This window comes from Streptomyces sp. adm13(2018) (assembly GCF_008042145.1).
Lineage (GTDB): Bacteria > Actinomycetota > Actinomycetes > Streptomycetales > Streptomycetaceae > Streptomyces.
In genome coordinates this window covers 1-1,875 of sequence record NZ_RDBH01000156.1, presented here as the reverse complement: position 1 = coordinate 1,875, position 1,875 = coordinate 1, and the positions used below count along the sequence as shown (strand labels likewise).

2 pseudogenes are annotated in these 1,875 nt (G+C 78.0%); both read left to right on the top strand.

Annotated features, from left to right (window positions below):
* Window positions 1-270 precede the first annotated feature (270 nt).
* Window positions 271-828: pseudogene (locus EAO70_RS34935) on the top strand (FAD binding domain-containing protein); the annotation flags it as partial.
* A pseudogene (locus EAO70_RS38325) lies at window positions 825-1,875 on the top strand (xanthine dehydrogenase); the annotation flags it as partial. The pseudogenes EAO70_RS34935 and EAO70_RS38325, both read left to right, overlap by 4 nt.

Sequence of the window (1,875 nt, the reverse complement as noted above, 5' to 3'; positions counted from 1 at the left end):
GGCCGGGACGGTCACGGCGGGCGCGTCCGCGGCCTCGACCTCGATCCCGGCCTCGGTCACAGGAGCCCCGTCGGACCCGCCGGACGCGTCGGAGCCATCGGCACCGTCGGCGGCCCCGGACCTGGCCGAGACCCCGGACACCGCGGACCCGATGACCGGGACAGGGGCGCCGTCCGCGCCGCCGGACGCCTCGGACGCCTCGTGCGGGGAGAGATCGGAGGGCGCCGGTTCGCCGCCACTCCCCCGGTCCTCGACCGGAGGACCCTCTGACAGCTCTGCCGCCCCGGCACCCTCGGCGGCAACGTCGTCACCGCCGCGCCCACCGGCGACTCGCTGCCCGTCCTCGCCGCCCTGGAGGCCGACCTCGTCGTCCTCGGGCCGCTCGGAACCCGCGAGATCCCCGTCTCCCACCTGCTCGCCGGCCGGGACCTGCTGGCCCCCGGCGAGCTCGTCGCCTTCGTCCGCGTCCCGCTGCTCCACGCGCCCCAGGTCTTCGTGAAGGCCACCGGCCGCACCGGTCCGGCCCGCGCCACCGCCTCCGTCGCCGTCGTCCTCGACCCGGCCCGGCGCGGAGTGCGCTGCGCGGTCGGCGCCGTCGCGCCGATGCCGCTGCGCCCGCTGGAGGCCGAGCGCTGGATCGCCTCGCTGGTCGACTGGGACAACGACCGGGCCCTCGCCCCCGAGGCGCTCGCGGCGTTCGGCGAGTACGTCGCCGCCGCCTGCATCCCGGACCCGCCGGGCGACGAGGTGTTGCCCCCGGCCGTACTGCACCTGCGGCGCACCGTCGCCGCACTCGCCCGACGGGCACTGGGGAGGGCACTGGCGTGAGCAGCGACGAACAGCGGCGCGACGAGGGCGGCTGGGAGCCGATCCCGCAGAGCGAGGGGTACGACGGGGACGCCACGGCGTTCGTCCAGCTGCCGCCCGACTTCATGCTGGACGGCGTCCCCCTGGAGGCCCCCGGCCACGGCTACGTACCGCCGATGATCACCCCCCTGCAGCCGCTCACGCAGACGTCGGCGGACCCGTCGGCGACCGGCACCTGGTCGGTCCACGTCCCGACCCAGGCGGAGCAGACCCAGTACTTCGACGGCACCGAGTACGCGGAGCGGGGCGGGTACGGTCCCGGGCAGGGCGGGTACGAGGGGCAGCGGGACGGGTACGAGGAGCAGCGCGCGTACGACGGGCATCCCGGTTACGCCGAGCACGGTGGGTACGGTGCCGGGCAGCCCGGGCAGTACGCCGAGCACTTCGAGCAGGACCCGCACGCGACGGCCGAGTGGCGCTTCACGGAGACGGCGGCGCCCGCCGGCCCCGGCTCGACCGGCCAGTGGGAGATCCCGGGCGCACCGGACGGCTTCGAGACGGCCGAAGGGACGGGCCCGGCCGAGGAGTCCGGCGACTTCGCGGCCTCGGCCGTCAGGCCGTACGCGGAGGCCCCGGCGACCCTGCCGGGCGGCGCCCCCGCTCCGTGGGCGCCGGCGGCGGAGCCGCGGGGGGACGGCGGTGACGGGGCCGGGAGTGCCGGCACCGGTGGTCCCGTCGAGGCCCCGGAGCCGGGCGCGGGCCCGGAGGCCGAGGGTGCCGGGGCGGCAGAGCTGTCAGAGGGTCCTCCGGTCGAGGACCGGGGGAGTGGCGGCGAACCGGCGCCCTCCGATCTCTCCCCGCACGAGGCGTCCGAGGCGTCCGGCGGCGCGGACGGCGCCCCTGTCCCGGTCATCGGGTCCGCGGTGTCCGGGGTCTCGGCCAGGTCCGGGGCCGCCGACGGTGCCGATGGCTCCGACGCGTCCGGCGGGTCCGACGGGGCTCCTGTGACCGAGGCCGGGATCGAGGTCGAGGCCGCGGACGCGCCCGCCGTGACCGTCCCGGCCCCCC